This is a genomic window from Kribbella sancticallisti (genome assembly GCF_039530625.1).
Taxonomy (GTDB): Bacteria; Actinomycetota; Actinomycetes; order Propionibacteriales; family Kribbellaceae; genus Kribbella; species Kribbella sancticallisti.
The window spans coordinates 1-24383 of the sequence record NZ_BAAAOS010000011.1; the positions used below are offsets into that span (position 1 = coordinate 1).

Consider the following 24383-nt stretch of genomic DNA (forward strand, 5'->3'; position numbering starts at 1 on the left):
ACGCCCGGCGTCACTCACACCTGCCCAAACTTCAAACTTGACTCCCCGCGCGAAAGCTAGCCACCTGTTGAGGGGCAGGCCGTGGGGCCTGCCCCTCGCGGTGTCAGCGGTCGCCGTGCCAGGAGTGCCAGAGCGCGGCGTACGGGCCTTCGGCATCGACCAGTTCGTCGTGACCACCCAGTTCGACGATGCGCCCGTCCTCGACGACAGCGATGACGTCCGCGTCATGGGCGGTGTGAAGCCGGTGCGCGATCGCAACCACCGTCCGACCTTCCAGTACTCCGGCCAGCGACCTCTCCAGGTGACGAGCGGCTCGCGGGTCCATCAGCGAGGTGGCCTCATCCAGGACCAGCGTGTGCGGGTCGGCCAGGACCAGCCGGGCCAGTGCGATCTGCTGGGCCTGTGCCGGAGTCAGCGAGACTCCACCCGACCCGACCTCGGTGTCGAGCCCGTGCTCGAACCCTGCCACCCAGGCGTGCGCGTCGACAGCCCGTAGTGCGGTCCACAGCTCCGCGTCAGCTGCACCTGGACGAGCCAGCCGCAGGTTGTCGCGGACGCTGCCGACGAACACGTGGTGCTCCTGGTTCACCAGCGCCACGTGGCTCCGCACCTGCTCGGCAGACATCTTGTCGAGCGCGGCACCGCCCAGGGTGATGTCGCCAACGCGTGGCGAGTAGATCCCGGCCAGCAGCCGCCCGAGGGTGGATTTCCCTGCCCCAGAAGGGCCTACGAGAGCAACCCGGGCTCCGGGCTCCACCGTCAGCGTGACGCCGTGGAGCACGTCGCGGCCTTCCAAGTACCCGAAGCGGACCTCGTCGGCCAGCACGGTCCGGCCGTCCGGCTCGTCCTGCGCGGCCGCCGCTTCCTCCTCGATCTCCCGGACTCCGACCAGCCGGGCCAGGGAGACCTGGGCCACCTGCAGTTCGTCGTACCAGCGGATCATCATGTTGACCGGCTCGACGAGCATCTGGATGTAGAGAGCACCCGTGGTGAGTGCGCCGACGGTGATCCAGCCTTCGATGGTCAGCCCGCCACCGATCACCAGTACCGCGGCCAACGCGACCGTGTGGGTCATGTTGATCACCGGGAACAGGATCATCCGCAGATAGAGCGTGTAGCGCTCCCAACCCACCCACTGGCCGATCCGGGTGTCGCCGAGCTTGATCCGGCGGTCACCGAGCCGGTGCGACTCGACGGTCCGGCCGGCGTCGACGGTCTCCGCCAGCGCCGAGGCCACGGCCGCATAGCCAGCGGCCTCCGACCGGTACGCCGAAGGTGCCCGCCGGAAGTACCAGCGGCCGCCGATGATCAGGATCGGCGCGGCGATCACCACTGCCACGACCAGTTCCGGCGCGGTGACGATCAAGGCGCCGATCAGCAGGCTGGCCCAGATGATCGCGATGGTCAGCTGCGGTACCGCGTCCCGCATGGCGTGCGAGAGCCGGTCCACGTCCGTGGTGATCCGGGACAGCAGGTCACCGGTACCGGCCCGCTCCAGTACGCCGGGCGGCAACGCGACCGCACGGACCAGGAAGTCCTCCCGGAGGTCGGCCAGCATCTCCTCGCCCAGCACCGCGCCCTTCAGCCGGGTCAACCGGACGAAGACGGTGTGGACGAGCAGAGCACAGACGAAGCCGAGCACGACGTACGGAAGGTCGACGTCCGTCTCGCCGACCGACAGCTTCTCCACGACGTTGCCGAGCAGCCAAGGCCCGACCATGCCGCTCAGCGCCGCCACCGCGTTGACCAGGGTCAGCCAACCGAAGGCACGGCGGTGACGCCGGAACAAGGTCTTCAGATAGGCCCGGACAGTGGCAGTCCCGGCAACCGGCAGGCGAGCCGCTTCCTGCGGTGCCGCCGGGTCGAACTCAGGGCGCTTCACGCCGACTCCTCGAGGGTTGGCTCTTGCTCACGCGTCACTACCGCGCGATAGCGGGGATTGCCGTGCACCAACTCGTGGTGCGTGCCGACTGCTTCTACTCGCCCGTCCGGAACGAACACGACCTGCTCGGCCCTGTCCAGCATCAGCGGGCTCGAGGTGAACACCACGGTGGTCCGCCCGGACCGGAGCAGCCGCAGGCCGTCCGCGATCCGCGCCTCGGTGTGAGCGTCCACCGCGCTGGTGGGCTCGTCGAGCACGAGCACCGCCGGGTCGACGTACAAGGAGCGGGCCAGAGCGACCCGCTGGCGCTGTCCGCCGGACAGGGAGCGGCCGCGCTCGGTCAGTACTGCCTTGGTCGGGTCAGTGACACCCGAGGGCAGCGACTGGCGCAGTACGTCCAGGATGTCGGCGCACTGGGCTGCATCGAGTGCTGTCTCGACCGAGACGGCACCGCTCGCCGGTACGTCGAACAGGTCGCGCACCGTGCCCGACAGCAGCACCGGATCCTTGTCCTGAACCAGTACTGCGGTCCGCGCCGACACCAGCGGCAGGTCGTCCAGGGGCACGCCGTCAAGCAGTACGGACGGGTCCTCGGGCTCCGCCTCGGGGCTGTGGCCGCCCAGACGATCAGCAAGCTGACCACCTGCGTCCGGGTCGCCGCAGACCACCGCGGTGAAGGAGCCGGCCGCCACCTCGAGACCGGTCAGCGGGTCGAACAAGTCGCCGTCGGGGACCTGTGCGTCCGAGGTGCCCTTGCTGTCGTCCATCCGCTGCAGCGAGAGCACGCGAGCCGCCCGGCGCGCGGACACCTTCGAGAAGATGAAGGCGCTGGCTGTCTCCTCGAACGTGTGCAGCGGCACCAGCATGAAGGTGATGAACCCGTACGTCGTGACGAGCTCGCCGACGCTGATCCGGCCGGCCGTGACGAGGTTGATCCCCAGCCAGACGATCACCACCAGGAACAGCCCGAAGAGCAGCACCTGGATCGCCGCGATCAGCGACCACATCCGCGCACTGCGGACCGCGCTGGCCCGGTACTCCTGCGAGGCGGCGCGGTAGCGGTCGAGGAAGAGTTGCTCGCCGCCGATGCCGCGCAGGACGCGCAGACCGGCGACCGTGTCCGCGGCCAGCTCGGTGGCCCGGCCGCCCTTGGCGCGCTGGAGATCGGCCCGGCGCTCGGCCGGTCCCATCAGGGGCACGATCGAGAAGGCCAGGATCGGCACCGCGATCAGCACCACCAGGCCGAGCTGCGGCTCGTAGAAGAGCAGCCCGATGACGACCGCGAAGCAGGTCAGCAGCGCGGCCGCGAACCGGCCGAGGACCTCGACGAACCAGCCGATCTTCTCGACGTCGCCGCTGCTCACGGCAACCACCTCGCCCGCGGCGATCCGCCGGGTCAGCAGCGAACCGAGCTCGGTCGCCTTCCGCGACAGCAACTGCTGGATGCGCGACGCGGTACTGATCCAGTTCGTCACCACGGCCTTGTGGAAATAGGAGTCCGCGGCGGCCTTGGTCGCGCCCATGACGAGCAGGAGCAGGCCGGCCATGATCAGCTTGGGGTACGACTTGTCGATGACAGCCTGGACCGCGAGCCCGACCGCGACCGGTGCGGCCGCGATGCCGCCGAAGTACAGCAGGCCCCAGAACAGCGCGATGATCTGGCCGCGCAGTTGCTGGTGTTCGAGCCAGAGAATGAGTCGGAGGCCGGACCGGGTGTCTGGCACACCTGGGTCGGCGAACGGAATGAGGCGCAGCGACATGACGTCCCAAAAAGGAGTTGAGGGGCTTCGAGACACCTGACCAGGCGAATGGAACAAGCCTAGGCTCGCCCGCGAGGGGCCCGTCAAACCGTTTATCACTCTGTGGAGCCGGCTATCTCTCAGTCCGTGGACCGTTGGCCGACCGGTGTCGCGGCGAGCGGTTGTACAGTCTTCAACGAGTCTGGCCGAGGCGGCCGGGCCGGGTGGCGGGAGGCTGACGGGTGGCGGAGTTGAGTCGCCGGCGGCGGTTGCTGGTGCTGGCGATCTGCTGCTTCAGCCTGTTCATCGTCGGCCTCGACTCGACCATCGTGAACCTGGCCCTGCCGGCCATCCGCGCCGACCTGGACGCCTCGGTGTCCAAGCTGCAGTGGACCATCGACGCCTACACGCTGGTGATCGCCAGCCTGCTGATGCTGTCCGGCTCGACCGCGGACCGGATCGGCCGCCGCCGGACCTTCCAGGCCGGGCTGGTGCTGTTCGGGATCGGCTCGCTGTTGTGCGGGTTCGCGCCGACGGTGGACATGCTGATCGGGTTCCGGATGCTGCAGGCGATCGGCGGCTCGATGCTCAACCCGGTGGCGATGTCGATCATCACCAACACCTTCACCGATCCACGCGAACGCGCCCAGGCGATCGGCGTCTGGGGTGGCGTGGTCGGCCTGAGCATGTCGGTCGGCCCGGTGGTCGGCGGGGCGCTGGTCGACTCCGCGGGCTGGCGGTACATCTTCTGGATCAACGTGCCGGTGGTCGTGCTGGCGGTGCTGCTGACGGTGTTCTTCGTGCCCGAGTCGCGGGCCGCGGTCGCGCGCCGGATCGACCCGGTCGGGCAGGCGCTGGTGATGGTGTTCCTGGTCGGGCTGACCTTCGGGATCATCGAGGGCCGTGAAGCCGGCTGGGGTTCGCCGCTGATCGTCGGCTGCTTCGTCGCGGTCGTCCTGGCCCTTCTTTTCCTCGTCTTCTACGAGCGGCGGCGGGAACAGCCGCTGCTCGAGCCAAGGTTCTTCCGCAGTGCGCCCTTCTCCGGAGCGACCTTGATCGCGGTCTGCGGCTTCGCCGCGCTGTCCGGGTTCCTGTTCCTGAATTCCCTATATCTACAAGAGGTTCGGGGCTACTCGGCGCTGCATGCCGGGTTGCTGACGTTGCCGATGGCAGCGATGACGGTGGTGTTCGCGCCGCTGTCCGGCTGGCTCGTCGGCAACCGCGGACCACGGCTTCCGCTCGTCGTCGCAGGCGTCATGCTCGGGACCAGTGGGTTGGTGCTGTCGCAACTCAGCGGCAGTACTGCGACCCCGGTGCTGCTCGTCGGCTATCTGATCTTCGGCATCGGCTTCGGGATGCTGAACTCGCCGATCACCAACGCGGCCGTGTCCGGGATGCCGCGCTCCCAGGCAGGCGTGGCGGCCGCGATCGCCTCCACCAGCCGCCAGGTCGGCGCGTCCCTGGGTGTCGCGATCGTGGGCACCGTGCTGACCGCGCGGCTGGTCGAACCACTCGAAACCGGGTTTGTCTCCGCTGCGAGGCTCGGCTGGTTCATCATCGCCGGCTGTGGTGGGTTGGTGCTCCTGCTGGGGCTGATCACCACCGGCCGCTGGGCCCGCGGTACGGCGGCCAAGGTCGCGGCCGAACTCGAGTCACCGGTGCCGGTCTCGCAGGCCTGACATCAATCTTCTCGCAACCCCGCGCGGATGAGCGCCTTCAGGCGTCCGCGCAGAATCTTCTGCCGGCGCTCCTCCTCCGGGAACAGATCGACGTACTCCAGGCCCTTTGCCGCGAGCAGGTCGTCGTCGAGCCGACGGACGGTTCCGGCCGGGAAGCGGTGCGTCATCGCCGCCTGCACGGCCTGGCTGTCGATGCCGCGGAGCAACTCGGTCAACTGCTCCTCGGTGGTGACGCCGAGCTGCGCGAGGATGCCGAGGATCCACGCGTAGTGGTTCGTCTTCGCGTGCGGCGCGTCGGGATAGCGCCTGGTCAGGTAGGACGTCAGCGTCGCCGCGGTCAGGTCCATCGGCTCCGCGTCCGGCTCGGCCGCGGCCAGTTCGCGGTACAGCTTGTCGATCTCGGCGAACTCGTTGTCCGCGAGTTCCATCAGCGCCGCCGCCAGCAGGAAGCGCCGGTCGAACTCGGGCTTGCGGTCCGGCGGGATGTCCAGCTTGTAGCGGATGTCGTGCTCGAACTCGGCCCAGGCGTGCTGGACCGCGGTACGGACCTGGATCTCCATCGTCAGGTTCTTCAGTACGGCGTACTCCGGCAACTCGCGGCGGTGCGCGTTCAACCGGACCAGGTAGTGCTTGCTGGCATAGCCGAAGGCGCCCTGCGCCCGCGTGTGCGCGCCCATGTCGGTGTGCTCGACGATCTCGAACTCGGACTCGATCACCTCGCAGACCCGGTCCACCGCCTCGACCAGGAAGGTGATGATCCGGGCCGCGACCAGGTCGGTGATCTGGTTCAGCGGATCGTCGTACTTCGGCTTGCTCGGGTCGTCCGGATGCGGTTTCGACGCCTTCGCCAGGAACGACTCCGGATCCTTGGCCCGGGCCGTCGCGCTGAGGTAGTTGATGCCCTCTTCCTCGCCGATCAGCTCGTTGATCAGAGCTTCCAGCTTCCGGGCGCCACCGACGTACTGCTGGTGCGTCCGCTCGTACTGCGCAGCGGCCTGCACGGTCCACTCCCGCAGCTCAACCCCGGCCATGCGCAGACCATAGTGCCCAGCAGGGCGCTAGGGGTGGCTAACCGTGTCTAGTGATATCTAGCGTTTTTGCTAGACGTGGTAGGAAACTGACAGAACAGCGACACGCGATCGGGCTCGCTAGCGAAATCTAAGGAAAACGCTAGACACGCTCATAGAGTGAAATGCATGGATCCGATTCGGAATCCCTATGCGCCCGGCGCCGGTCAGCGCCCGCCCGAGCTGGCCGGTCGCGACACCGAGGTGCGGCAGTTCGAGGTCGTGCTCGAACGCGTCGCCGCAGGGCGGCCCGAGCGGAGTCTGGTGCTGTCGGGGCTTCGCGGCGTCGGCAAGACCGTGCTGCTGAACACGCTGCGCAGTCAGGCGATCAAGCGCGCTTGGGGAACCGGCAAGATCGAGGCCCGCCCGGACCAGAGCATCCGGTTGCCGATCGCGCAGGCGATGCACACCGCGATGCGCGAGCTCGGCCACCGGCACCGGGACGACGAACGGGTGGACCAGTTCAGCGCAGTACTGAAGGCCTTCGCGCTGCGGACCGCGCAGAACGACCGCAAGGGGATCCGCTGGCACCCACCGGTCGACGTGGTCGCCGCCAAGGGCCGCGCCGACTCGGGCGACCTCGAGATGGACCTGATCGAGCTGTTCGCGGACGCGGCGGACCTGGCCGGCGATCTGTCGGTCGGGGTCGGCCTGTTCATCGACGAGATGCAGGACATCTCCGCGGACGACCTCTCCGCGCTGTGCGCCGCGTGCCACGAGATCTCCCAGCAGAGCGCGCCGCTGGTCGTGGTGGGCGCCGGGCTGCCGCATCTGCCCGCAGTACTGTCTGCCAGCAAGTCGTACTCCGAGCGCTTGTTCCGCTACGTGCGGGTGGATCGCCTGGCGCGCGAGGCGTGCGACCGGGCTCTGATGGTGCCGGCCGAGACCGAGGGCGTGCAGTTCGAGGAGGAGGCCCTCGACGAGCTCTACGCCCAGACCGACGGCTACCCGTACTTCGTCCAGGCCTTCGCCCACGCCACCTGGGACCACGCCCCGACCAGCCCGATCACCATCAAGGACGTGGCAGTCGCCGCCCCCGAAGCCTCCGCCGAACTCACCGTCGGCTTCTTCGGCTCCCGCTACGAACGCGCCACCCCTGCCGAACGCGAGTACATGCGAGCCATGGCCGAGCTGGGCATCGCCGCCGACGACGGCTCCGTCCCCACCGCCGAAGTAGCCACCACCTTGAACCGCAAACCCCAATCCCTCTCCCCAGCCCGAGACGGCCTGATCAAAAAAGGCCTGGTCTTCTCCGCCGAACGCGGCACCGTCGCCTTCACCGTCCCCCACTTCGGCAAGTTCCTCCGCACCCGCACCGCTTAGTCCTACGCCCTTCAGTTCGTGCGGCAGGGGGTGCGCGAGGTATCGAGATTGCGACCACTCTGAGTCATGATGCCGTCTGTGATGACTTGCCTGCGTTTCCGGCTGGACGGCTCCCGCTGCTCGAATCCAACCGACTATGTGGACGGCTGGTGTCATGAGCCCGACTGCGATGGATTCGTCCGAGCGGAGAGCGCTTCGTCCCCACTGACGGCCGCGCCGCCGAGCGGGACCGCTCGTCAGGTGAGTGAGTCCGAGGCGATTCCGCTCGGGGACATCAGCGTCGAGGACGTCGGTCACGTTCACATCTCCGACCGTGCGCTGCAGAGTTTCTGCTCGCACCACGGCGGAGGTAGCCGTGAAGCAGAAGCGCAACTTCGGTCCATGCTCGAGGACCTTCTGCTCAAGTCCGCGAGGCGCATCTCAGACTCCGGTTACCTGAGGCTGGCGCGAGATGGATATTCCGTGACCTTGTCGCCTGATCGAGGCACGGTAGTCGGGTATTCGACGGTGCACCGGGAGCGAACCTGGGCCCAGGTGCAGGCTGGTGTCCGATCCCGAATCCGAAGGCACTGGGAGGGCCGGGGAGCCTCCGGTGATCCGCAGCCGAGCGGACCGCCGATCGAGCTCAGCGAGTTCTCCACTGTGCTGGACCCTGATCAGATCTACTTGACGGCCAGGGTGCGGAGATCGTACGCGCGGCTGGCGACGATGCGGGATGTGGCCGATGACGAACTGGATCGAGCGATCAGAGCCGAAGTGAGCCGGTTCGGCTCCGCGGAGATCGTCCACCGAGAAGACGGGCTGTTCGAGGTCACCACGGCCTCGATGACCTGGCTGGTTGGTCCGGACGCCCGATTGCTGTTCGGCGTCAAGCGCCGCCCCGAGACACCCGCGCCTCCTCCGGTCGAACTGCCCCAGCCGGCGTCCGAACACCGCCGAACGTGAAGATGGGGTGGGTGGGCTTTCGGGAATTACCGGTGAGTCGCTAGGGTGAATCGTCATGACCACCGGGCGGGATCGGCAGCGTGCGGGGACGCGTGCGCGCCGGGCCAAAGCTGGGCGGCACAGCCGGCGGAAGTCTTACAAGGCGCAGTGGCTCTCGGTGACCGCGTTGGCGGTGCTCGGGACTGTGATGGTGGTGCATCCGGATGCCACCCAGCAGTCGAATCTCGCGGCGCAGTTCAGCGGGAACGCGGTGGCCGTGAAGGATGTCGCGCAGGCGCCCGTGGTGGAGCCGACCCAGGTTCCGACGCCGACGGCGACCTTCAACACGCCGTTGCGGCCGGCACCGACCCTGACCAGGCAGCCGAAGGGCTCCAAGCCGAACGTGACCGTCTCGACCGGCCGCCTGGAGGTGGTCGCGGGGTCCGCGAAGGCGACCGGTGTGCGGGACAAGCTCACCTACCGGGTCGAGATCGAGGACGGGCTGTCCTTCAACGGAGCCGTCGTCGCGGCGGCCATCCACAAGACGCTGACCGACGCGCGCGGCTGGCAGGCGATCCACCCGGCCAGCTTCGAACGGACCGACAAGCCCGACGCCGATCTGCGCGTCATCCTCGCCACGCCGACGCTCACCGACAAGCTCTGCCTGCCGCTCGACACCGGCGGCGAGGTCTCCTGCCGGGTCGACGACCGGGTGGTCCTCAATGCCAAGCGCTGGATGTACGCCGTCCCCGCGTACGCCGGCAAGGTCGACCTCTACCGCAGCTACCTGGTGAACCACGAGGTCGGCCACTTCCTCGGCCACGGCCACTCCACCTGCGACAAGGCGAAGACGCCGGCGCCGGTGATGATGCAGCAGACCAAGGGCCTCGGCGGCTGCCTCCCCAACGCCTGGCCGACGATCAAAGCCACCTGATCCCGCGCGGCTCGTGAGAGCCTGGGCCTACAGACCGAGCGGGAGGGAGCAGCGATGTCGTCACCTCAGTTCCCCACCTATGGCCGGGGCGACGAGCCGGAAGAGCCCCGCGACGACGAGCACTACGCCAAGCCCGCGCCGTACGGCGGCAACACCTACGGCGGCAGCCCGTACGTCGACCCCGCGCAGCCCGGCGCGTACCCCGCCCCACCCCAGCCCGACGCCTACCCCGGCCCACCCGGCCCACCCGGAACACCCGGCATGCCAGGCGCACCCGGCCCGTACGGCGATCAGCACGGCTACAACCAGCCACCCGCCTACCGCCCGGGCAACCCCTACGGTCAGCCAGCACACCCGCAGCAGCACGAACTCCCGACGTACGGACGGGACGGGGACCTCGCACCCCGCGACCCTCGCGCAGCCCGAGTTGTACTGCTCGCCACGATCATCGCCGGGGTCTACGGACTCCTGGTCATCTCCGTCCAGAGGGTGTCCCTCCGCGAGATCTCCCAGGCTCCCGGCTCGCCCCTGAACCACCCGCTGCGCACAGACGTCATCGACACAATCGGCCAGCTACTGATCCTCCTGGTCGGTGCTGCTGCGCTGGTGATGTGGCTGCGCGACGTACTGGCTCGCCGCAAGGCAGGAATCCAGCCGGACCCGATCGAGCTCGGCGGACTCGGCCTGGTCGCCGTGTCGTTGGTGCCGCTGCTCATCTGGATGATCATGGTGCTCACCACGGGGATGGGCGCCATCGACGACTCCCTGGACCGCTTGCCCACGGCGTACGGGTGGGGTGGCACCGGACTGCTCATCCTGGCTGCGGGGTTTGCTCTCGGGTACCGCGAGCTCAAGCCGGACGTGTCGAACCCGGTCGTTCAAGCGCCTCCGAACCGGCCGCCCTGGGAGTGACCTTGCCTGTAGTACTGGTTCCCGGTCTCGGCCTTGGACCAGAGGCCTATGCGCCGACAGTGGCGCTGCTGGAGGCGCAGTACGAGGTAGTGACCTTGCCTGGGTTCGGCGAGCGCGTTCGGCGAGGTGACGACCTACGGACTGAAGCCCTGGCCCAGCGGGTGATCGCTCGGCTGCAGGAGCCGTCCGTGCTGGTAGGTCATTCGGCAAGCTGCCAGATCGTCGTTGCGGCAGCTCTTGCCCGGCCCGACTTGGCAGAAGGGCTTGTACTGGTCGGCCCGACTGGGGAGGTCGAAACCTCGACCTGGCCCAGGCTTGCTGCCCGGTGGGTGCGGTCAGCGGTGTTCGAGTCGCCGCGGCTCATACCGGTGCTGGCCCCGCAGTACTTCCGTACCGGCTTCGTGTCGATGGCCCGAGCGATGGAGGTCGCCAGGCGGTACGACCTGGCCGCGGCGATCCGGGGTCTCGAGACGCCGACCGTGGTCGTGCGCTGCCGGCACGACCGGCTGTGCCCGCCGTACTGGGCGCGGCGGCTGGCTGACCTCGCGGGTGGCGAGTGCTGGACGTTCCCGACCGGATCGCACATGCCGCCCCTCACCAACGGCCCGGAACTTGTGACGTTCATCAATCGCGCAGCCGGTGTATACAACGAGCACTAACGGGTTATCGTTGACGCAGTAACAACCTCCGCGGGAGCTCGCGCCGACATGGCGGGCTGAGAGGGCGACGAGCTGCACCGGCAGCCGGGTCGCCGACCGCCTGAACCTGACCGGGTAATGCCGGCGTAGGGAGCAGGTCGACATGACCACGACTGCTGTCCGCAAGAACCACGAGTCCAGCGCCGAGGCGCCGCTTGTCCTGACTACGGACACGCCACGCACGCTGGGCTTCCTCGACCAGTTCACCCTCTGGGGGAACCTCGGTATCTCGCTGTTCGGCCCGGTGACCGGCGCGCTCGTCGCGGCGTACACCGGCTCGCTGGTGAAGGGCCTGATCGCGGTCGTCGTCGGCTGCGGGATCGGCGCGCTCGTCCTCGGCGGCGCGGCGGTCTTCGGCTCGCACACCGGGGCTCCGGCGATGGTCAGCCTGCGCGGCCTGTTCGGCCGCCGCGGCTCGGTGGCGCCGACCGTGCTGAACATCGCGCAGAACGTCGGCTGGGCCACGATGGAGATCATCGTCATCTCCCAGGCCGCTGTCGCGGTGACGAGCGAGCGCTACCGCTGGCTGTTCGTGCTGATCGCCGGCTTCATCGCCACAGCAATGGCCGTACGGCCGCTGGGCAGCGTGAAACTGCTCCGCAAGTTCATGGTCTGGCTGGTGCTGATCGCCTCGGTCTACCTGTTCGTCCAGGTGCTCAGCAAGCCGGTGCACGACCTGCCGCAGGACGGGGTGTTCGGCTTCTGGCCGGGCGTCGACCTGGCCGCGGCCGGCGTCGTCTCGTTCGCGCCGCTCGCCGCCGACTACACCCGCCACTCGCGGACGAACAAGGCCGCCTTCGCGGGCTCGGCCCTCGGCTACGGCCTGGCCGCGATCCTGTACTACGCACTCGGCGTGATCGCCGTCGCCACTCTGCAGACCAACAGCACCGACGTGATCACCGCCCTGGTCACCCTGCCCGCGGGCGCGATCGCGTTGTTCGTGCTGCTGGTGGACGAGGTCGACGAGGCGTACGCGAACGTCTACTCGACCACGATGGCCGCCCACAACCTGGTCGGCCACATCGACCGCCGGTGGATCTCGGTAGTGATCGGCGTGGTCGCCACGGTGCTGGCGCTGTTGGTGGACCTGGGCAACTACACCCAGTTCCTCTACCTGATCGGCTCGGTCTTCATCCCGCTGTTCGCGGTCGCGATCGCCGACTTCTTCGTGGTCAGCAAGATGCGCTGGGACGTCTCCGACACCGCCCGCTTCCGCTGGCAGCCCACCCTGGCCTGGGTCTTCGGCTTCGTCGCCTACCAGTTGGTGAACCCCGGCACGGTCAACGGCTGGTCCCCCTTCTGGCTCGACGTCCAGGCCGCCGTCTTCAACAACCACCCGGTACCGACCTGGCTCGGCGCCACCTACACCTCGATCATCGTCTCGATGCTGGCCGCGATCCTGTTCGGCCGGCTGGGTCGCTCTCGCCAGACCGCCTGAACAACACCAACGCCGTTCGCCGACTTCCGAAGGTCTCGATCTGGGACCCGATACTGACAGTGACCCAGCAGTGCCGGGATACTTGCGCAATGCTGAACTCTGCACTGCGCAGCCGGGCCGAGTACGAAGAACTCGGGGTCGAGGGGCTAGCCAGTCGCACCACGCCCGAACGTGATGCCGCCACCGTCGAGGCCGTCGAGGAACTCCTGGAGGGCCGGGAGTCCGTACTCGACCTGTGCTGTGGTTACGGCCGGATCAGCCTGCCACTGCGGCGTTCCGGCAAGGTCGTCCGCGCTCTCGACATCTCGCCGAACCTGATCGAGGCGGGCCAGGCCAAGGCCCGCGAGGAAGGTCTGTCGATCGACTGGGCGATCGGGTCGATGACGGATCTGCCCTACAAGTCGGACTCGTTCGACGCGGTGATCTGCCTGTGGACGGCGTTCCACGAGTTGTTCGCCGAGGACGAGCAGATGTCGACGATCTGGGAGATCTCCCGGGTGCTCAAGCCGGGCGGCCTCGCGGTGATCGAGGGCCCGATCTGGGGTCCGGCGACGGCGTCGGAGATCGCCAACGGCCTGCGGCAGGGTCCGGAGCACCGGATCGTCACGACCGAGCAGTTCGGCAGCAGCAGCGTCCACTTCATCCACGACGAAGCCAGCTACGGCCGCCTGTGCGCCGCGGCCGGCATCGAGGACTACAAGGTCTACAAGCGCGAGTGGGGCGGCCGCCGCCGGTTGATCCTGGAGATCCGCCAACCCACCAACGGATAACAGCCGGTACTGCGTGCCGCCGCTGACCCGCCGACGTCGGCTGCAGGTAGCTTCCATCGGCTCGCAGGCGCTTGCACCTGACCCGCCGCCCGCAGAGCGGATGGAAGCAGTGGTTGTGGAGGTGGCGGTCAGCCCTCCACGAACTGCTTGATGGCCAGGCTGAGGTCTGCCGGGGTGGAGAGCATGGGCAGGTGGCCGGTGGGGAGTGAGTGGGTCCAGGTGGGGTCGAGGTTCTTGGCGTAGGTCTGTTGAAGCGCGGGCGGGAACTCCTTGTCTGCTGTGGTGGTGAGGTAGCCGCGGTGGGCCGGGAAGGTGCGTGGGGCAACGGTGTCGCGGTAGAGCTCGGCCGACTCGGGCTTGAACTCACGCACGATGCGTTCCACCAGCGACTCCTCGAGACCCGCGGCCAAACCAGCGCGGATGGCTTTCTCCGGTGGCTTCGTGCCGGCCAGACGGACGGCGGCGCGGACGATCAGCTTCTGCGGGAACGGCAGCGCGCTCAGGAAGGACTGGCCGGGCTGGGGAATCGACGCGGCGATCGCGAGGATGCCGTCGACCCGATCGGGGGCCTGGGCAACCAACTGGCCGGCGATCACCCCACCGATGGAGTGCGCGACAACCGTGAACCGCTCCGGCGCCACTGAGGAACAGCAGAGGAGAAGTCATCCGAACAACCTAGTCGGGACGACCGACTACTTCCTCAGTATGCCTTTCTCTCCGTCGGCCGATCCGCACCTCACGCACCGCCGGCTCGCCCCAGAGGTGGGCTAAAGCTGACGCGTCAGATTCCACCGGGAACCATTCACCGGAATTTCCTGCCGAATGGTAGGTCGCGTCGTCGCCGGCGAGCCGAAACCCCTTGTCTGCAAGGCGAAACAAAAAGCAGGTCCCCACTCCACAATGGGGACCTGCTCCTTTGTCCGGCCAGTGTAAATGCTTTCGGGTGACCGAAGGAAAACTCAGCTTTTCGATTCAAGATTCAGCAGAAAACGCTTCGCGTCGAGCCCGCCCGCGTAGCCGGTGAGCGCTCCGCTCGCACCGATCACCCGGTGGCAGGGCAGTACGACGCAGAGCGGGTTCGCGCCCAGCGCGGTACCGACCGCCCGGGCCGCCTTCGGCCGATCGATCTCGCCCGCCAGCTGCCCGTACGTCGTCGTACGGCCGTAGCTGGTGTGGCTCGGCAGATCGCTGAGCACGATCCGCTGGAAGGGGGTCGCGAGGACGAGGTCCACCTCCAGGTCGAACGCGTGCCGCCGGCCGTCGAGGTACTCGTCCAGTTGGCGGCGTACGTCGTCCAGGGCGCCGGGCTGGCGCAGTACGCGGGGGGAGATCGCGCGGGCCAGCCGGTTCGTCATCGTCTCCTCGTCGCCGAAGGAGCTGGCCACCACCCGGCCGGCCGCGGTGGCGAGCAGCAGGGTGCCGATCGCGGTGTCGTGCAGGGTGTAGGCGACGTCGGCGTCCGGCAGGACCGGGGGCCGTCCGTCGTCGCGGTTCACTGGGGTGAGGGTCAACCGGGCGAGCCGGTTCTCCAGGTCAGTCATCGTCAACTCCGAGTTTGCTGCGCAAGGTCGCGAGCGCATCGCTGACCAGTCGGCGGGATGCGGCAGGCGTGGTGTCCAGAGCGGCGGCCACGCCATGGTGGTCCAGGTCGCCGACGTATTTCAGCGTGACGGCAAAGCGTTGCCGTTCGGGTAGGGCGTTCACGGCCCGCCAGAGGTCCGGATCGGGCCAGTCGGTGGCGTCCGGGCCGTCCATCGCGATCGGCAGGTCTTCGTTCAGCGGGCTTTGTGGTTTCCGCGCCCGGTGCAGGTCGGTCGCGCAGCGGGCGGTGATGGTGAGCAGCCAGCTGCGCAGGTTTCGGGCCGAGGTGAGTTTCGGGTACGCGGCGAACGCCTTCTCCCAGGCGCGCTGCGCGACGTCGTCGCCGTCGACCGGCCCGGCCAGTGCCCGGGCAAGCCGCACGACGTCCCGCCAGTGCTCGTCCACGAGCGCCTGGAACGGCGGCAGCGACACCCTCTCCGAAACCATCACGCCAGTAGAACGCACGCACCGTCGGTGGTGTGAGGGTGCACCGCCGCGTGTCGTTCCGGCACCTGATCAGTTTCGGCCTGCTGTTCCGAATGCCGAGATTGTCTAGTTGTCCAGTCGACTTTGATGAGACAGTCATGGGGTGCTGATCAGCCGTCTGTTCACCCGCCGCCGCGTCATCGACCAGATGCGCACCGCCGGCGGTACCTGTCGCTGACCACCTGAAGTCCCGGCCGGTTTCCCGGCCGCGCGCGTACCGGCGGATCTGACGCCGGCTGCCTACCCACCCGTCCGGTCGCGGTGCTTCTGCCTGTCCGCTGCCGGTCGTTCCTGTCCCGTCCTGAGGGAGAGACATGTCCGTTCCTGCGTTCAACCCTGCCCGCATCAGCCGCTCCGGCCTGAGCGTCGTGCCCGATCGAGTCGACGAGCGCACTGTCGACGCCGACATCTTCCGGTCGGTGTTCCGCCGGCACGCGGCCGGCGTCGTGGTGATCACCGCGGATGCCGGTCACGGCCCGGTCGGGTTCACCGCGACCTCCCTGGTCTCGGTGAGCCTGCTGCCGCCGCTGGTGTCGTTCTCGATCGGTGCCACCTCGTCCAGTTGGCCGACCGTGCACCAGGCCGACAGCCTGGTGATCAACTTCCTCGACGCCGGCCAGCACGACCTCGCCGGGCGGTTCGCCGCCAGAGGCGTCGACCGGTTCGCCGACCCGACCCGCTGGTCCCGCCTGCGCACCGGCGAACCGGTGCTGGACGACGCCCCGAGTTACCTGCGGGCGCTCGTCGAGCACCGCTTCGCCGTGGCCGACCACCACATCGTCGTGGCCCGGCTCGCCACCCACGCCGAGCGCCGCGAGCACGAGCCGTTGCTCTACCACGACGGCCGCTACGCGACCACCGACCGGCCCGCCTGAATCCCTTGTCTGGAAGAAGCTCATGCCCAAGAACAAGTTCCTGGTACTAGCCGCCGCCGTCTCGGCGCTGACCCTGCTGTCCGGCTGCGGTGGTGACGCCGCGGCCGGTGCCGGCGCGAAGCTCGCGCCCGACGCGGCGCTGCCGACCGAAGTACCGGACGGCACCAAGATCGTCGTCGGCGATCCGACCACCCAGAAGGCACTCCAGCTGTCGGGGCAGCTCGGCAAGGTGTCGAAGTTCGTCCAGTTCGCCAACCTGAGCGGCGGGCCGCAGACCACCGAGGCGTTCCGGGCCAAGGCGCTCGACCTCGGCTCGGTCGCGGAGGTTCCGCCGATCCACGCCACCTGGACCGGCCTGAAGGTCAAGATCGTCGCGTCCAAGTTCCGCCAGGACGCGATCGACCACCCGATCTACCAACTCGGCATCGCACCCGGCGTACAGGTCAAGACGCTCGCGGACCTGCGCGGCAGGAAGATCGCCTACAGCCCGGGCCAGGCCCAGGGCGCGCTGGTGCTCAAGGTGCTGAAGAAGGCCGGGCTGACCAAGGACGACGTCGAGTTCGTCGAACTGCCGAGCACCGGCGACGTCTATGCGAACGCGCTTGCCGCCAAGCAGGTCGAGGTCGCCCCGATCGGCGGTGTCCAGATCAAGCGGTACCTGACGAAGTACGGCAAGGACGGCGCCACCACGATCCAGCACGGCATCCGGGACGACGCCGGCCATCTCTACGGGCCGACCGAGTCGCTGGAGGACGCGGGCAAGGCCGCCGCGATCCGGGCGTACGTCGCCGCCTGGGGAGTCGCCCAGGAATGGATCGACAAGCACCCGAAGGAGTGGATCGAGGGCTACTACGTGAAGGACCAGGGCCTCAGCGCCGCCGACGGTCAGTGGCTCGTCGACAACGCCGGCCACCCGGACATCAGCGCCGACTGGAGCGAGGCGATCAAGCGGCAGCAGGAAACGATCGAACTGCTCGCCAAGGAGACCAAGAACAAGGAGATCCAGGCCGCGGACCTCTACGACCTGCGATTCCAGACCGTTGCCGCCGATGCGATCAAGGGGGCCGCGAAATGACCCAGTTGGCCACCCTGCCCGGCGTCCGCGCCGAGCGGGACCAGTCCATCGTCGCCCGGCCCGGACGCCGCCGGCGCCGGCTCGGGCCAGGCAATCCGATCAAGTTCGGCGCCGCCCTCGGCCCGGTCCTGCTGCTCGTCCTCTGGAGCATCGGCTCGGCCACCGGCTGGCTCGATCCCCGAGTGCTGTCCGCGCCCTGGACCGTCGTCACTACGACCGGCGACCTGGTCGCGGACGGACGGCTCCAGTCGAACCTGCTGACCTCGGCCCAGCGAGCCTTCGCCGGGCTGGGCCTCGGCATCCTGCTGGGCACCGTGCTGGCGCTGCTGTCCGGGCTGAGCCGGATCGGCGAGGCGATCCTGGACGGCCCGATCCAGATCAAGCGCGCGATCCCCTCGCTCGCGCTGCTGCCGCTGCTGATCCTGTGGCTCGGCATCGGCGAGTCGATGAAGATCACCACCATCACCCTCGGCGTCTTCGTGCCGATCTACATCCACACCCACAACGGCCTGCGCACCATCGACAGCCGGTACGTCGAGCTCGCCGAGACCGTCGGGCTGTCGCGGTGGGAGTTCATCCGCCGGGTGGTCCTGCCGGGTGCGCTGCCCGGCTTTCTGCTCGGCCTGCGCTTCGCGGTGACGGGTGCGTGGCTGGCGCTCGTGGTGGTCGAGCAGATCAACTCCACCAGCGGTATCGGCTACATGATGGAACTGGCCCGCACCTACGGACAGACCGACATCATCATCGTCGGCCTGGTCCTGTACGGCGCGCTCGGCCTGCTCTCCGACGGAGCCGTCCGCCTGATCCAGAGGAGGGCGCTGACATGGCGACGCACACTGGCGGACTAGTCCGTGAGAAGGCAGTCGAGGTCCGCGGACTGACCAGGAAGTACGACGAACGCGCGGTGCTGGACGATCTCGACCTCAGCATCAGGCCTGGCGAATTCGTCGCCCTGCTGGGAAAAAGTGGGTCCGGCAAGAGCACGCTGCTGCGAGCACTCGCAGGGCTCGACTACGACGTCACCGGCACCGGGGACATCGCAGTACCGGCGAAGGTGTCCGTGGTGTTCCAGGATTCGCGGTTGTTGCCGTGGGCCCGGGTGCTGGAGAACGTAGTACTGGGTTTGCGTGGTGCCGACGAGCGTGGCCGGCAGAGCCTGGAAGAGGTGGGTCTGACCGGGCGCGAGAAAGCCTGGCCGAACGAGTTGTCCGGTGGTGAGCAGCAGCGGGTGGCCTTGGCTCGGTCGCTGGTCCGGGAGCCGGAGTTGTTGCTCGCGGACGAGCCGTTCGGGGCGCTGGACGCGTTGACTCGGCTGAAGATGCACGTCCTGCTGCGCAAACTCTGCGCGGCCCACCAGCCCGCAGTACTGCTGGTCACTCATGACGTGGACGAGTCGATCGTGCTCGCCGACCGGGTGATCGTGCTCGACGAGGGCCGGGTCGTGGCCGAGGAGCGGATCGAACTGGCCGAGCCGCGCAGCCCCGCCGACCCTGGGTTCGCCGCTGTCCGTGCCAAGCTTCTCGACGCGTTGGGAGTAACGCTGTGAGCCGTCAATTGCACCTGAACGCGTTCCTGATGAGCACCGGGCATCACGAGGCCTCCTGGCGGCTGCCGGAGAGCAACCCGGTGGCGAACACGGACGTCGCGCATTACCAGAACCTGGCCCGGATCGCGGAGCGCGGGAAGTTCGACTCGGTGTTCTTCGCCGACTCGCCGGTGCTCATCGGCGACGTCGGTCGGCGCCCGGCCGGATCGCTCGAACCGACCGTGCTGCTGACGGCGATCGCCGCCGCCACGTCGAGGATCGGGTTGATCGCGACCGCCTCCACGACGTACAACGATCCGTTCAACCTGGCCCGCCGGTTCGCCAGCGTGGACCACGTGAGCGGCGGCCGGGCCGGCTGGAACGTGGTGACCACGGCCGGACCGGACGCGGCGAAGAACTTCAACCTGGCGGACCAGCCCGCGCACGCGGAGCGGTACGACCGGGCCGCGGAGTTCCTGGAGGTCGCCTACGCGCTGTGGGACTCGTGGGAGGACGACGCCACGGTGGCGGACAAGGAGGCCGGGGTGTGGGGCGACAGCGCCAGGGTCCAACCGATCGATCACGTCGGGCGGCACTTCCAGGTCCGAGGGCCGCTGAACCTGCCGCGATCACCGCAAGGGCATCCGCTGATCGTGCAGGCGGGCTCCTCGGAGGACGGCAAGGGCCTGGCGGCTCGCTATGCGGAGGCCGTGTTCACCGCGCAGCAGACGTTGGCGGACGCGCAGGCGTTCTACGCCGATCTGAAGGCGCGGACGGCCGCGCTCGGCCGGGACCCGGAGACGATCAAGATCCTGCCCGGGATCGTGCCGGTGATCGGCGGGACGGTCGAGGAGGCGTTGCGGCTGGAGCAGGAGTTGGACGAGTTGATCAAGCCGGAGTACGCGCGGCAGCAGTTGGCCAAGACGCTGCGGGTGCGACCGGAGGACCTGCCGCTCGACCGGCAACTGCCGGCCGACCTGCCGGACGAGGACGAGATCGAGGGTGCGAAGAGCCGCTACACGTTGATCGTCACGCTGGCCCGGCGGGAGAAGTTGACTGTGCGGGAGTTGATCGGCCGGCTGGGTGGTGGCCGTGGGCATCGAACCTTCAGCGGTACGCCGGAACAGGTGGCGGACGCGATCGTCGAGTGGTTCGAGGCGGGCGCGGCTGACGGGTTCAACGTCATGCCCGCGGTGCTGCCGTCGGGGCTGGAGGCGTTCGCGGACCACGTCGTACCGATCCTGCGGCAGCGTGGGCTGTTCCGGACCGATTACACCGGCACCACCCTTCGCGAGCACTACGGCCTGGCGCGGCCATCCCCGGAAAGGCTCACGACGGCTGTCGGCGCGAATTGAACTGCAATCGTTTTCCGAGTCGGCGGCGTGCCTGCGTGAGGAAGTCACCGTTGACCATGCCAGAGTTGTGCATATGGCGAAACGCCCAAGCGTGGTGGCCCACCGCGGCGCCAGTGAGATCAGTCCCGAGCACACGCTGGCGGCGTATCGCCGGGCGGTCGAGGCCGGCGCGGACGGACTCGAGTGCGACATCCGGCTGACAGCGGACGGTCACCTGGTCTGCGTGCACGACCGGCGGATCGACCGGACCTCGAGCGGCCGCGGCGTGCTCTCCACGATGCGGCTGGACGAGCTCGACAGCTTCGACTGGGGCTCCTGGAAGAACCCGTGGGCCGACCTCGACGACGAGGCGGACCTGCCTGACCCCGACCTGACCAAGGTGCTCACGCTGGAGAACCTGCTGGCCACGGTCCGGGACGCAGGCAGGCCGCTGGAGCTCGCGATCGAGACCAAGCACCCGACCCGGTACGCCGGGCTGGTCGAGCGCCGGTTGATCGAGATGCTGGACAGGTTCGGCTGGGCCCACCCGAAGGTGGGCTCCGAGTCGCCGGTCCGGGTGATGAGCTTCTCCTGGCTGTCGCTGCGGCGGATGCGGACGCTGGCTCCCGGGCTGCGGACCGTGCTGCTGATGGACCGGGTCCCGCTGCGCTTCCGCGACGGCTCGCTGCCCACCGGCGTCTCGTACGCCGGCCCGAGCCTGGAGATCGTCACCGCGCATCCGGAGTACGTGGATCGCGCCCACAAGCACGGCCACCAGGTGCACGTCTGGACGGTGAACACCGAGCAGGACGTCCGGCACTGCCGCGACATCGGCGTGGACGCGATCATCAGCGACCGCCCCGAACTGGCCATCAAGACCCTCGCGGACCCGACTCCCACCCCGATCCCGGTCCCCGCCGCGGGCGCGAGGTCGCACCGGCACCCCCTGCGCCGGCCCCGCCGCCAGCCCTGAGCACCGGTTGCGGAGAGTTTGTGTCCTCCGTCTCACCTTTGTGGTTCTGCGTAACGAGACGAATGCACCGGGTCATTTGTACGTTCAATTCCGTCGCTTTTGTCACGGTTTCTTGGTTAAACGTGTGATCTTCCGCGTCGCTATGTAACGGAATACCTGAGGGTGTTTTCAACGGGCGGATCCGGGGCAGATGTGGAAGTGGCTGTTCCAATGACTGAGGAGACCCTGCTTGTCCTCTGCGACCTTGCCCGCCGACGTGAGTGTTGTGGACGTCGTACTGCCGCACGAAGTATCTGCGGTAGCAGATGCCCGCCGCCGTCTGGCCGGCTATCTGAAGCGGCACCGGGTCGCTGAGCACGCGTGTGACGACGCGCAACTCGTCCTCTCGGAGTTGCTGTCCAACGCGATCCGGTACGCGCCCCCGCTGCCGGGCGGTGAGGTGCGGGCGGCCTGGTGGGTCGACAAGGCAGGCATCCACGTCGAGGTGGTGGACGGCTGCGGCGACACCGAGCCGCAGCGGATCACCGACGCGCACCCGGAGTCGATCGGCGGCCGCGGGCTGGCGATCGTCGACATGCTCACCGCGGAGTGGGGCGTCCGCACCGCCCACGGCCGGCGCACGGTCTACGCCCTCGTACCGCGCTGAGTCCCTGGGTCCGGCGCTGAGTTGGTCGTCGGTGGTGGGGTGCTGCCAGACTGCGGGGTATGGGAAAGAAGTCGCGCAACCGCGCCAAGAACACCACGACCGTCACGCTGGACCCGGCCGACCTGGTCGACGTCAGCCCGCGCGAACCCTGCCCGTGTGGCTCGGGAAAGCGGTTCAAGCAGTGCCACGGCCGGGAGCAGGCGCAGGCCGCCGACACCTTCGTGATCCGGCCGTTCGATGGGCTGCCCGCCGAGTGTGATCTGATCGCGTTCCGCGAGATCGTCCCGGCCGGTACCGCCGAGGTCGCGCTGACCGGCGAGCACAAGGGCAAGACGGTCAACCTGGTCACCCTGCTGCCGATGGCGATGCCGGGCCTGGTCCGCGACGACGAGACGATCTGGATCGGCCTGCAGACGCACGCCTCGTCCGGCGACCCGAGCCGCGACGTCGCGCACGCGATCACCGCGGCGCTGGCGACCGAGCCGGGCAACCCGATCCAGCTGGGCGACCTGCTGAAGGACGGCCCGCGGCTGCAGGGCCTGATCGACACCTCGAAGCCGATCACCGTCAAGGTGCACGAGGGCTTCGACTACTGGATCGGCGAGAACGTCGACGACCCGACCGGGGAGGTCGCGGCCGGGCTGGAGCGGGCGAATGCCGCCGCTGCCCCGACGGTCCGGCTGGAGTCGGTCGAGGCGGCGTACTGGACGCAGATCGGCGACCGCCGGTACCTGCGCTGGGTGATGCCGCACGCCGAGGACACCCTGCTCGACGCGCTCGCCCGGCTGCACGCCGCCGGGTCGTCCTCGCTGACCGACGGAAGCCGCCTGATCGGGTCCTTCCGGGCGCTCGGCGTCCTGGCCCCGGTCTGGGAGCTGCCGGCCGACGCGGAGGCCGCTGACCTGGAGAAGCCCGCCGCGGAGTTCGCCGCCGCGCTCGACAAGGCGCTGGCGACCGAGGCCGCGCTGACCACCGAGGAGCGGGCCGCCCGCGCCGGTCTGGCGAGCCGTCAACTGACGATCCGTTAGGACATGACAAAGGGCCCGCACTCGGTGGAGTGCGGGCCCTTTGCAACGTGGACGGCCCAAGTCCTGCTGACGGGGGAGCAACAGGGCCTGGGCCTAGGCATGAAGAGTACTCACAACCAGGCCCGACGACAACCCCCGATTTCACTCCGCGTGTCGGACGTCTTACTTTCGTTGTCAGCTACCCGATCGCGACCGGTTCGCGCAGTACCGGGCAGGACATGCAGCGGGGGCCGCCGCGGCCCGAACCGAGCTCCGAGCCGGAGATCCGGATCACCTCGATGCCGGACTCCTCCAGCTGAGCGTTCGTCTCGACGGTCCGCTCGTAGGCGATGCAGACCCGCGGAGCCAGCGCCAGCGTGTTGTTGCCGTCGTCCCACTGCTCGCGCTCCGCGGTGACCGGGTCGAGCCCGGTGTCGATCCGGCGCAGGGTGTCGATGCCGAGCGCCTTCGCCGCGGCGACCAGGAACGGCTCGGAGTCCGCGATGTGCAACTCCTCGCCGTCGGTGGTGACGGCCAGTGCCCGCATCTCCTCGGCCATGTTCGGATACATCAGGACGGCGTCGACGTCGACCATCGTGCAGACGGTGTCGAGGTGCATCGTCGCCCGCTGCTGCGCGATCGGTACGGCGAGCACCGTGTGCGCCAGATCCTGCGCGAACACCCGCCGCGCCAACCGCTCGACCCCGGCCGGGGTGGTCCGCTCACCGACACCGACGGCCAGTACTCCGGGCCCGAGCGCGAGCACGTCGCCGCCCTCGACGTGCTCCAGGGTGTGGTCGTAGACCTTGCCCGCACCGGCGAACCGCGGGTGGTACCTGTAGATCAGATCCGTCAGTTGGGTCTCCCGGACCCGGGCCGGCATCGCCAGCGACGTCACCGCCACCGAGTCGCGGATCCACACGCTCGAGTCCCGCGTGAACAACAGGTTCGGCAGCGGGTCGATCAGGAAGTCCTCATGGGCGAGCAAGGACGTGACCAGCCCACCGGCCCGTACTTCGTCGTTCCGGACGCCGGCCATCAACGCCTCGGCCAGTTGCTCCGGGTCGAGCGCCGTCAGGGCGGTTCGCAGGTAGGCGCGCAGCGAGTCGCCGAGGCGCAGATCCTCGGTGGCTCCGTCGACGGCGACGGCGCGGGCTTCCGGATCACCGAGTGCCTCGCTGAGGAGCTCGCCCAGGTAGAGCACCTCGACATCGCGGTCCCGCAGGGCCTGGGCAAAGGCATCGTGCTCGTCCTGCGCCCGGCCGACCCACGGGATGCCGTCGAAGAGCAGTTTGTCGTTGTTCCGCGGGGTGAGGCGCCGCAGTTCGTTGCCAGGGCGGTGCAGCATCACCGTCCGCAGCGGCCCGACCTCGCTGTCGACGCCATACGCCTCAGTCATCTGCCTGCCTCTCGTCCGGATCCGGTCGTTCCAAGCTACGGCAGCCGTGCTTCTGACGCTGGGCTTGCCGCAATTCTGTCTGATTGTCCGACAATTCCGCGTCAGGTCCAAGTCGG

23 protein-coding genes and 1 riboswitch are annotated in these 24383 nt (G+C 68.5%); of the genes, 16 read left to right on the forward strand and 7 right to left on the reverse strand.

Annotated features, from left to right (window positions below):
- Nucleotides 1-103 precede the first annotated feature (103 nt).
- Entirely contained in the window at nt 104-1882 is a 1779-nt protein-coding gene (locus ABD255_RS06960) for an ABC transporter ATP-binding protein (RefSeq protein WP_344211022.1), read from the reverse strand.
- Nucleotides 1879-3642, reverse strand: a complete 1764-nt coding sequence (locus ABD255_RS06965; protein ID WP_344211024.1) for an ABC transporter ATP-binding protein — start codon at nt 3640-3642, stop codon at nt 1879-1881. The genes ABD255_RS06960 and ABD255_RS06965 overlap by 4 nt, the downstream gene beginning before the upstream one ends.
- 221 nt (nt 3643-3863) lie before the next feature.
- On the opposite strand from ABD255_RS06965, the gene ABD255_RS06970 reads away from it, so the two are divergent.
- Complete coding sequence (locus ABD255_RS06970; RefSeq protein ID WP_344211026.1) at nt 3864-5300, forward strand: MFS transporter; 1437 nt, start codon at nt 3864-3866, stop codon at nt 5298-5300.
- Between the two features lie 2 nt (nt 5301-5302).
- Here the strand turns inward: ABD255_RS06970 and ABD255_RS06975 are convergent, their stop codons facing one another.
- Nucleotides 5303-6331, reverse strand: coding sequence for a GTP pyrophosphokinase (locus ABD255_RS06975; protein WP_344211028.1), 1029 nt, complete (start codon nt 6329-6331; stop codon nt 5303-5305).
- 165 nt (nt 6332-6496) lie between these two features.
- Here ABD255_RS06975 and ABD255_RS06980 point away from each other — a divergent pair, with 165 nt between their 5' ends.
- The 7 genes from ABD255_RS06980 to ABD255_RS07010 all read left to right on the forward strand — a co-directional run bounded on the left by ABD255_RS06980 (nt 6497) and on the right by ABD255_RS07010 (nt 13366).
- A complete protein-coding gene (locus tag ABD255_RS06980; RefSeq protein ID WP_344211030.1) occupies nt 6497-7690 on the forward strand; it encodes an ATP-binding protein in 1194 nt (397 codons plus the stop codon).
- Nucleotides 7691-8368: 678 nt separating this feature from the next.
- Nucleotides 8369-8635, forward strand: a complete 267-nt coding sequence (locus ABD255_RS06985; protein ID WP_344211032.1) for a hypothetical protein — start codon at nt 8369-8371, stop codon at nt 8633-8635.
- Nucleotides 8636-8690: 55 nt separating this feature from the next.
- Nucleotides 8691-9548: a DUF3152 domain-containing protein gene (locus tag ABD255_RS06990; protein WP_344211034.1), complete on the forward strand. Its 858-nt coding sequence runs from the start codon at nt 8691-8693 to the stop codon at nt 9546-9548.
- 54 nt (nt 9549-9602) lie between these two features.
- A complete protein-coding gene (locus ABD255_RS06995; protein ID WP_344211036.1) occupies nt 9603-10460 on the forward strand; it encodes a hypothetical protein in 858 nt (285 codons plus the stop codon).
- A complete protein-coding gene (locus ABD255_RS07000; protein ID WP_344211038.1) occupies nt 10457-11119 on the forward strand; it encodes an alpha/beta fold hydrolase in 663 nt (220 codons plus the stop codon). The genes ABD255_RS06995 and ABD255_RS07000 overlap by 4 nt, the downstream gene beginning before the upstream one ends.
- A 20-nt stretch (nt 11120-11139) precedes the next feature.
- A riboswitch (TPP riboswitch) is annotated at nt 11140-11268 on the forward strand.
- On the forward strand, nt 11262-12596 hold the full coding sequence (locus ABD255_RS07005) for a purine-cytosine permease family protein (protein ID WP_344211040.1): 1335 nt from the start codon (nt 11262-11264) through the stop codon (nt 12594-12596). (Overlaps the previous riboswitch by 7 nt.)
- An 89-nt stretch (nt 12597-12685) precedes the next feature.
- A complete protein-coding gene (locus tag ABD255_RS07010; RefSeq protein WP_344211042.1) occupies nt 12686-13366 on the forward strand; it encodes a class I SAM-dependent methyltransferase in 681 nt (226 codons plus the stop codon).
- 128 nt (nt 13367-13494) lie between these two features.
- On the opposite strand, the gene ABD255_RS07015 is transcribed toward ABD255_RS07010, so the two are convergent.
- The 3 genes from ABD255_RS07015 to ABD255_RS07025 all read right to left on the reverse strand — a co-directional run bounded on the left by ABD255_RS07015 (nt 13495) and on the right by ABD255_RS07025 (nt 15394).
- Complete coding sequence (locus ABD255_RS07015) at nt 13495-14007, reverse strand: alpha/beta fold hydrolase (protein ID WP_344211044.1); 513 nt, start codon at nt 14005-14007, stop codon at nt 13495-13497.
- Nucleotides 14008-14325: 318 nt separating this feature from the next.
- Nucleotides 14326-14907 (reverse strand): methylated-DNA--[protein]-cysteine S-methyltransferase, encoded by a 582-nt coding sequence (locus tag ABD255_RS07020; RefSeq protein ID WP_344211046.1) that lies wholly within the window; start codon nt 14905-14907, stop codon nt 14326-14328.
- Nucleotides 14900-15394, reverse strand: a complete 495-nt coding sequence (locus ABD255_RS07025; protein WP_344211048.1) for an RNA polymerase sigma factor — start codon at nt 15392-15394, stop codon at nt 14900-14902. The genes ABD255_RS07020 and ABD255_RS07025 overlap by 8 nt, the downstream gene beginning before the upstream one ends.
- 353 nt (nt 15395-15747) lie before the next feature.
- On the opposite strand from ABD255_RS07025, the gene ABD255_RS07030 reads away from it, so the two are divergent.
- The 8 genes from ABD255_RS07030 (at nt 15748) to ABD255_RS07065 (ending at nt 22889) form a co-directional block, all read left to right on the forward strand.
- Entirely contained in the window at nt 15748-16308 is a 561-nt protein-coding gene (locus ABD255_RS07030; RefSeq protein WP_344211050.1) for a flavin reductase family protein, read from the forward strand.
- A 22-nt stretch (nt 16309-16330) separates the two neighbouring features.
- A complete protein-coding gene (locus ABD255_RS07035) occupies nt 16331-17383 on the forward strand; it encodes an ABC transporter substrate-binding protein (RefSeq protein WP_344211052.1) in 1053 nt (350 codons plus the stop codon).
- Nucleotides 17380-18231, forward strand: coding sequence for an ABC transporter permease (locus ABD255_RS07040; protein ID WP_344211054.1), 852 nt, complete (start codon nt 17380-17382; stop codon nt 18229-18231). The genes ABD255_RS07035 and ABD255_RS07040 overlap by 4 nt, the downstream gene beginning before the upstream one ends.
- The gene (locus ABD255_RS07045) at nt 18207-18929 is read left to right on the forward strand and encodes an ABC transporter ATP-binding protein (RefSeq protein WP_344211056.1); all 723 of its coding nucleotides are present in this window, start codon (nt 18207-18209) and stop codon (nt 18927-18929) included. Before ABD255_RS07040 ends, ABD255_RS07045 begins: the two co-directional genes overlap by 25 nt.
- Nucleotides 18926-20263 (forward strand): LLM class flavin-dependent oxidoreductase, encoded by a 1338-nt coding sequence (locus ABD255_RS07050; protein ID WP_344211058.1) that lies wholly within the window; start codon nt 18926-18928, stop codon nt 20261-20263. Before ABD255_RS07045 ends, ABD255_RS07050 begins: the two co-directional genes overlap by 4 nt.
- A 73-nt stretch (nt 20264-20336) precedes the next feature.
- The gene (locus tag ABD255_RS07055) at nt 20337-21215 is read left to right on the forward strand and encodes a glycerophosphodiester phosphodiesterase (protein WP_344211060.1); all 879 of its coding nucleotides are present in this window, start codon (nt 20337-20339) and stop codon (nt 21213-21215) included.
- 229 nt (nt 21216-21444) lie between these two features.
- A complete protein-coding gene (locus tag ABD255_RS07060; protein WP_344211062.1) occupies nt 21445-21861 on the forward strand; it encodes an ATP-binding protein in 417 nt (138 codons plus the stop codon).
- A 59-nt stretch (nt 21862-21920) separates the two neighbouring features.
- The gene (locus tag ABD255_RS07065) at nt 21921-22889 is read left to right on the forward strand and encodes a DUF5926 family protein (RefSeq protein WP_344211064.1); all 969 of its coding nucleotides are present in this window, start codon (nt 21921-21923) and stop codon (nt 22887-22889) included.
- Nucleotides 22890-23067: 178 nt separating this feature from the next.
- Here the strand turns inward: ABD255_RS07065 and ABD255_RS07070 are convergent, their stop codons facing one another.
- Nucleotides 23068-24267 (reverse strand): arginine deiminase, encoded by a 1200-nt coding sequence (locus ABD255_RS07070; RefSeq protein ID WP_344211066.1) that lies wholly within the window; start codon nt 24265-24267, stop codon nt 23068-23070.
- Nucleotides 24268-24383 lie beyond the last annotated feature (116 nt).

Coding starts and splice junctions, on each gene's coding strand:
- ABD255_RS07065 (WP_344211064.1), top strand. CDS start 21,921: ATGGGAAAGAAGTCGCGCAACCGCGCCAAGAACACCACGACCGTCACG.
- ABD255_RS06965 (WP_344211024.1), bottom strand. CDS start 3,642: ATGTCGCTGCGCCTCATTCCGTTCGCCGACCCAGGTGTGCCAGACACC.
- ABD255_RS07005 (WP_344211040.1), top strand. CDS start 11,262: ATGACCACGACTGCTGTCCGCAAGAACCACGAGTCCAGCGCCGAGGCG.
- ABD255_RS07010 (WP_344211042.1), top strand. CDS start 12,686: ATGCTGAACTCTGCACTGCGCAGCCGGGCCGAGTACGAAGAACTCGGG.
- ABD255_RS06990 (WP_344211034.1), top strand. CDS start 8,691: ATGACCACCGGGCGGGATCGGCAGCGTGCGGGGACGCGTGCGCGCCGG.
- ABD255_RS07045 (WP_344211056.1), top strand. CDS start 18,207: ATGGCGACGCACACTGGCGGACTAGTCCGTGAGAAGGCAGTCGAGGTC.
- ABD255_RS07055 (WP_344211060.1), top strand. CDS start 20,337: ATGGCGAAACGCCCAAGCGTGGTGGCCCACCGCGGCGCCAGTGAGATC.
- ABD255_RS06975 (WP_344211028.1), bottom strand. CDS start 6,331: ATGGCCGGGGTTGAGCTGCGGGAGTGGACCGTGCAGGCCGCTGCGCAG.
- ABD255_RS07070 (WP_344211066.1), bottom strand. CDS start 24,267: ATGACTGAGGCGTATGGCGTCGACAGCGAGGTCGGGCCGCTGCGGACG.
- ABD255_RS07025 (WP_344211048.1), bottom strand. CDS start 15,394: ATGGTTTCGGAGAGGGTGTCGCTGCCGCCGTTCCAGGCGCTCGTGGAC.
- ABD255_RS07035 (WP_344211052.1), top strand. CDS start 16,331: ATGCCCAAGAACAAGTTCCTGGTACTAGCCGCCGCCGTCTCGGCGCTG.
- ABD255_RS06980 (WP_344211030.1), top strand. CDS start 6,497: ATGGATCCGATTCGGAATCCCTATGCGCCCGGCGCCGGTCAGCGCCCG.
- ABD255_RS07020 (WP_344211046.1), bottom strand. CDS start 14,907: ATGACTGACCTGGAGAACCGGCTCGCCCGGTTGACCCTCACCCCAGTG.
- ABD255_RS06995 (WP_344211036.1), top strand. CDS start 9,603: ATGTCGTCACCTCAGTTCCCCACCTATGGCCGGGGCGACGAGCCGGAA.
- ABD255_RS07030 (WP_344211050.1), top strand. CDS start 15,748: ATGTCCGTTCCTGCGTTCAACCCTGCCCGCATCAGCCGCTCCGGCCTG.
- ABD255_RS07040 (WP_344211054.1), top strand. CDS start 17,380: ATGACCCAGTTGGCCACCCTGCCCGGCGTCCGCGCCGAGCGGGACCAG.